General features: G+C 47.2%; 4 protein-coding genes. 3 read left to right on the top strand and 1 reads right to left on the bottom strand.

Annotated features, from left to right (window positions below; translation table 11 throughout):
* The 3 genes from DB520_RS22630 to DB520_RS22620 all read left to right on the top strand — a co-directional run.
* Positions 1 to 3,091: MBG domain-containing protein (locus tag DB520_RS22630; protein WP_157972209.1), on the top strand; the 3,091-nt coding region annotated here is incomplete at its 5' end.
* 107 nt (positions 3,092 to 3,198) lie between these two features.
* Complete coding sequence (locus DB520_RS22625; protein WP_114752049.1) at positions 3,199 to 4,149, top strand: PorP/SprF family type IX secretion system membrane protein; 951 nt, start codon at positions 3,199 to 3,201, stop codon at positions 4,147 to 4,149.
* Positions 4,150 to 4,480: 331 nt separating this feature from the next.
* The gene (locus tag DB520_RS22620) at positions 4,481 to 5,746 is read left to right on the top strand and encodes an MFS transporter (protein WP_114752068.1); all 1,266 of its coding nucleotides are present in this window, start codon (positions 4,481 to 4,483) and stop codon (positions 5,744 to 5,746) included.
* Between the two features lie 25 nt (positions 5,747 to 5,771).
* Here the strand turns inward: DB520_RS22620 and DB520_RS22615 are convergent, their stop codons facing one another.
* Complete coding sequence (locus tag DB520_RS22615; protein WP_114752048.1) at positions 5,772 to 6,233, bottom strand: DUF1905 domain-containing protein; 462 nt, start codon at positions 6,231 to 6,233, stop codon at positions 5,772 to 5,774.
* Positions 6,234 to 6,287: the final 54 nt, after the last annotated feature.

Raw genomic sequence — 6,287 nt, 5'->3', positions numbered from 1 at the left:
GGAGGTTTCCACCGAGCCGGGCATCAGCACGACTGCATTGGCCAGCTCAGGAGTGGGTTCTTACCCGATAGCCTTGGATGGCGGCTCCGATGATAATTACGACATCACCCTTAAGGCAGGTGAACTTGAGGTGACCAAGGCAGCCCTAACCATCACGGCGGACGATCAGTCCAAGGTATATGGGGAGGAGAACCCATCGCTGACCTTTACTTACTTTGGTTTGGTGAACGGCGACACGGAGGTTTCCACCGAGCCTGGCATCAGCACGGCTGCATTGGCAAGTTCGGGAGTGGGTACCTATCCAATCACTTTGGATGGGGGCTCCGATGATAATTATGCTATCACACTTGAAGCAGGGGAGCTAGAAGTAACGAGGGCTTCCTTAACCATTACGGCGGACGACCAGTCCAAGGTATATGGAGAGGAGAACCCATCGCTGACCTTTACTTACTTTGGTTTGGCGAACGGCGACACGGAGGTTTCCACCGAGCCTGGCATCAGCACGGCTGCATTGGCAAGTTCGGGAGTGGGTACCTATCCAATCACTTTGGATGGGGGCTCCGATGATAATTATGCTATCACACTTAAAGCAGGGGAGCTAGAAGTAACGAGGGCTTCCTTAACCATTACGGCGGACGACCAGTCCAAGGTGTATGGGGAGGAGAACCCATCGCTGACCTTTACTTACTTTGGTTTGGTGAACGGCGACACGGAGGTTTCCACCGAGCCTGGTATCAGCACGGCTGCATTGGCAAGTTCAGGAGTGGGCACTTATCCGATCAGTTTAGATGGTGGCTCCGATGACAATTACGACATCACTCTTAAAGCAGGAGAGCTTGCAGTGACCAAGGCAGCCCTTACCATCACGGCGGACGATCAGTCCAAGGTATATGGGGAGGAAAACCCATCGCTGACCTTTACCTACTTTGGTTTGGTCAACGGCGACACGGAGGTTTCCACCGAGCCGGGCATCAGCACGACTGCATTGGCCAGCTCAGGAGTCGGCACTTATCCGATCAGTTTAGATGGTGGCTCCGATGACAATTACGACATCACCCTTAAGGCAGGTGAACTTGCAATAAGCAAGGCTGTCCTTACCATTACGGCGGACAACCAGTCCAGGGTATATGGGGAAGAAAACCCATCGCTGACCTTTAGCTACTTTGGTTTGGTGAATGGCAACACGGAGGTTTCCACGGAACCGGGCATCAGTACAACTGCTCTTGTTGGTTCAAGTGTTGGCAATTATCCAATCAGCTTGGAAGGGGGCTCCGATGACAATTACGCTATCACGCTTAAGGCAGGGGAGCTTGCTGTGACCAAGGCTGCCCTTACCATTACGGCGGACGACCAGTCCAAGGTATATGGGGAAGAAAACCCATCGCTGACCTTTACCTACGTTGGTTTGGTTAACGGTGACACGGAGGTTTCCACTGCGCCCGATATTAGCACGACGGCTTTGGCAAGTTCAGGAGTTGGCACTTATCCTATCACACTTGATGGGGGCTCGGACGATAATTATAGCATTACCTTGGAAAATGGAGCGCTGGAAGTAACCAAAGCCGCCCTAACCATCACCGCTGACAATCAGTCCAAGGTGTATGGTGAGGAGAACCCAGACTTGACTTTTAGCTACGTTGGTTTGGTGAACGGCGATACGGAGGTTTCCACGAAACCGGGCATCAGCACGACGGCTATGGCAAGCTCAGGGGTGGGCACCTATCCCATCAGTTTGGATGGTGGCTCCGATGACAACTATGCTATCACCCTTAAGACAGGGGAGCTTGCAGTGACCAAGGCAGCCCTAACCATTACAGCGGATGATAAGTCCAAGGTGTATGGGGAGGAAAACCCATCGCTGACCTTTAGCTATTATGGTTTGGTTAACGGTGATACGGAGGTTTCCACTGCACCGGGCATTAGCACCACTGCTTTGGCAAGCTCAGGAGTGGGCACTTATCCCATCAGTTTGGAAGGCGGTTCGGATGATAATTATAGCCTTACGTTGGTTGGAGCCCAAATGGAGGTGACTCCTGCATTGCTCTCCATAGTAGCAGTTCCAGGAATTTACAAGATTCAGGGTACTAAAGATCCTGAGTTGCAATTCAATGTATCAGGGCTTGTAGCTGGTGACAAAGCTTCTATCATCTCCGGGAAACCTGATCGTGAGGAAGGGGAAAGAGCTGGGGTTTACAGCATTGGTCTTGGCAACCTGGATGCAGGCAACAACTACAAAATTTCTTTTACGTCAGCAACCTTCGAAATCCAACTGGCAGAGCTGGTAGAGGTAATCCATCCTGGGGATGTTGAAACTCCTTGGTCCCTGCTGCCTGAATTGCCGGAAACTGTTTTGGTAATGACGGAAGACGGAAGGTTTATGGAACTTCCCGTGACATGGGGCACAGCATCCTTGAACACCTTGGCAAGGGGAGAATACCATTTGGAAGGGGAATTGGTTCTTGCCGACGGCTTGAAAAATCCAAGATCCTTAATTGCCCAATTAGCGGTGATAGTTCAGGCTAAGCAGGCGCCAACGGATATTATACTGAGTAGCGACACCTTTCAAGCGGATTCTAGAAGGACCTCCATTGACATAGGAGGGATAAGTGTGCAGGACAATGTAGATGATGTTCATTATGTCGAACTGATTCCGGGCGCAGCTGAAAATGCTTTCTTTACGCTGGATGAAGGGACACTTTACTGGAGCAGCGATGATCCTGTGGCCGGCAAGTCGGACTTTGCGGTCGCCATCCGTGCAACAGACAGGGACGGCAATGCACTTGAGAAAAATTTCACGGTGAAACGATTGAGAATTTCTCTTCAGGAAATTACAATTTACAACACCTTCACTCCTAATGGAGACGGAGACAATGATACCTGGGGGGTACCTGATATCCGTTTCTTCAAAGGTGCCAGGGTCCAAGTTTTTGAAGGAAGTGGAAGAAGGGTATTCTATACAGAAGATCCCGATCAAAGGTGGGATGGCACCTTTATGGGCAAGGAACTTCCTGTGAACACCTACTATTGGACGGTAGAGGTGGTGGAAACCGGTGAAAAACGTAAAGGCATCATGACATTGTTAAGACGTTAATTGTAGAAATCATAATTCAAAAAGCAGGGAGGGCAAACAGTTCCATCTGGTGAACCTTCCTTTTTCCTTCCCTGCTTTTATTTTCAAATCTTTCAAATTTCAAGAAAATGAAAAAATTTTTATTCACCATTTTTATTCTACTGGTTGTCTTCCTGAATGAAGGAAAGGCCCAGAGTAGAAAATACATTAGCCAGTTTAGCCACTTGCAAAACTATTATAGCCCAGCACTAACCGGCTATGAGGGGTCCAGCATACGGGGATTTGTCCGGAATCAATGGGCGGGGTTTGAGGGAGCACCCAAGACCTATCTGCTTTCCGCAGAAATGGACATGGCAGACCTCGGTGGAAGCGAAGCTTCATCCGGAAAAAATGCGCTTGGTTTAACAATGTTGCATGACAACTATGGGGCCTTTGCCGAAACAGGCATAATTACAAGCTATGCATCCAGAATACAAGTCACCAATAGGGCAAGTATTAGGATGGGGATAGGGGTCAACTATAACACCATCAGGCTGGATGGCCACCGAATGACCACTGAGCAAGCGGATGATGAAATCCTTGCAAATTATTTAAATGGATTTGCCACTTCCCAGATTTTGGACTTTAACCTTGGCTTGGCCTTGACTCACCCCAATTATTACTTTTCCTATGCGGTACATAATGTAAACAGAGGAGCAATCAGTTCCGGGGATGAAATTGTGGGTAGGAATCCCAGGGAAGGTATCCTACAATTCGGCTTTAGAAGCATGGTAGACGAAGGATTGGCCGTAATATTCAATGGTATGCACAATAGGGGAATGAATTTACCAAGTAATACTGAGTTCAATTTCAAGGTCTTACTCAGGGACAGGCTTTGGATAGGTGGGGGGCACCGTATGAGCTATGCCAATAATTTTCAGCTGGGAGTATTGCTGCCCAACATGAGGATAGGTTATGTTTATGAGCTTCCCATGAACAAATCCTACTTGCTTCCCAATACCACCCATGAGTTTATGGCGGTATTTCCCCTGTTTAGGGAAAATATCCGGAAAACGGAAAACGAGGTTCTGATCTGGTAAAGTAATTTATGAAAGAGGGTTGTACGGATTCTAGCTTCCGGGCAACCCTTCCTTTTTCGCATTTTTTTAGGTAATTCCTTAAATCCACAGGCGGCTTTTTTTTACTTATTTAGGTGTTACCAGGCAAATAAACAAGTGGAATAAAAGTTACAAATTTGGTAATAAAAACCACATCCTTCGGCGGTTTTAATTTTGTTTGCATCTGAACGAGAGGTATTAAGGCCGGTGCTTCCAGAATTGGGTCCATGCATTGAGGTTGGCGTTGGTACGGGGAGATTTGTTAAGGAATTAGGCATTAGTTAAGGTAATGGGCCTACTGAAAAGATATAGCATGAAACCTCAATTAGGGCTTAAAAAGAACTGGAAGCAGTTTAGCTTGCTAGTGCTAGTAAACATTTTTGTGGGTGGCATGGTAGGACTGGAACGCACAGTGGTTCCCTTGATCGGAACAGAGGAGTTCCAGATTGGCTCAGAGGTGGTTATTTTTTCTTTTATCATTGCATTTGGGGTGGTGAAAGCTTTTACCAATATTGCTTCAGGAATTTTAGCGGATCGCTTCAGTCGTAAAAGCATATTGATAATCGGTTGGCTGGTCGGCATTCCGGTACCGTTGATGCTGGGTTGGGGGCCGACCTGGAACTGGATTCCTTTTGCCAATGTGTTGCTGGGGATCAGCCAGGGGCTTGCCTGGTCAATGACCGTAAATATGAAGATTGACCTGGTAGGCCCCAAAAAGAGAGGGCTTGCTATGGGTTTAAATGAAGCTGCGGGGTATGGGGCCGTAGGATTCACCGCCCTTTTAACAGGGTATCTTGCTTCTTTTTACGGCTTACGACCCGAACCATTTTACATAGGTATATTTTATACCCTAGCTGGCCTTCTTCTTTCTTGGCTGGTTATTCGGGATACCAAGGGGCATGCCCTGCTGGAGGCAAGTCAGGTAGTCAAGACAAGCACAGGGGAAACTACCCGTGCCCCAAAAACATGGTGGGTATTTGCAGAAACCAGTTGGCGCAACAAAACCCTTTTTTTCGTTTCTCAGGCAGGTATGGTCAACAACCTCAACGATGGCATGTCATGGGGTGTATTTCCGCTCCTTTTTGCTTCCGCCGGTGTGGGGCTGGAAGGGATTGGTTGGATAAAAGCCGTTTATCCAGTGGTTTGGGGTTTTGGAATGATCATTACAGGGCCTATGGCGGATTGGTTAGGCCGAAAACCTTTGATTGTCTGGGGCATGTTTATTCAGGCCATAGGACACCTGATAATTGGTTTGGGAGCAGCCTGGCCATTTGCATCCGGGATGATAGGATCCGTCCTGCTGGGGATAGGAACAGCCATGGTATATCCTGCTCTGTTGGCTGCGGTAAGTGATGCAGCACATCCTTCCTGGAGGGCGTCTTCTGTTGGGGTTTACCGTTTCTGGAGGGATATTGGCTATGCGGTCGGTGCTTTATTGGCAGGTATTATTGCAGGTTTTTTTGGACTTGCATGGGCTGTCCACGCAGCAGGTCTGCTGACTCTCCTCTCAGGTGTAGTGGTCCTGGTGAGGATGAAAGAAACTATGCAGCAGAAAGGGACTAATAAATCTTACAAATAAAAAATTGACAAGTTAAAAAGGAATGTTAGCGGAATTTTAACCTTTCCATTAATTGAACGATTTTTTGGATGCGCTTTTCTTCTGATGAATGTGCGATTATTCCATCTAGCATGGTCTGCCTTTCCTCTAGGGAAAGCGCTTTAAATTTCTCCCAGGCATGTGGCTCCTCCCTAATGCAATCCAAAATTACCTTTTCACCAAAGATACCTTCTTCTGCTTCTTGTGCGAACACTGTGATCTGAACTTCATGACCGCTTTCCTTTTTGATCTGTTTTCTGATTTTGGCATTTATGGGAAGGAAAAGCAAACCATTTCCAAAGGGCATTAAAGTCATCTGCCCTAGTTCATGGCCATCTATGTGTACTTCTACCTTCTTCATGCCAAAGTAGGCGTTAGATTTTTTTAATGCCGGAAATAGGACATAGGTCCATCCTCCTTTTTGAGGGAATTTTTCTAAAATGAATGTGCCTTCAGTTATAACCTTCAATGCGATTTATTTAATAATAAGAGTTAGATAAGAAATTTAGGTTTTTTTTGGAAA

Source organism: Pleomorphovibrio marinus (genome assembly GCF_003347495.1).
GTDB lineage: Bacteria > Bacteroidota > Bacteroidia > Cytophagales > Cyclobacteriaceae > Pleomorphovibrio > Pleomorphovibrio marinus.
The sequence above is the reverse complement of the archived record's forward strand: the minus strand, read 5'-3'. Positions and strand labels throughout refer to the sequence as shown.

Bases quoted from the DNA above. Each gene is read 5' to 3' on its own strand.
- DB520_RS22625 (WP_114752049.1), top strand. From the start codon at position 3,199: ATGAAAAAATTTTTATTCACCATTTTTATTCTACTGGTTGTCTTCCTG.
- DB520_RS22620 (WP_114752068.1), top strand. From the start codon at position 4,481: ATGAAACCTCAATTAGGGCTTAAAAAGAACTGGAAGCAGTTTAGCTTG.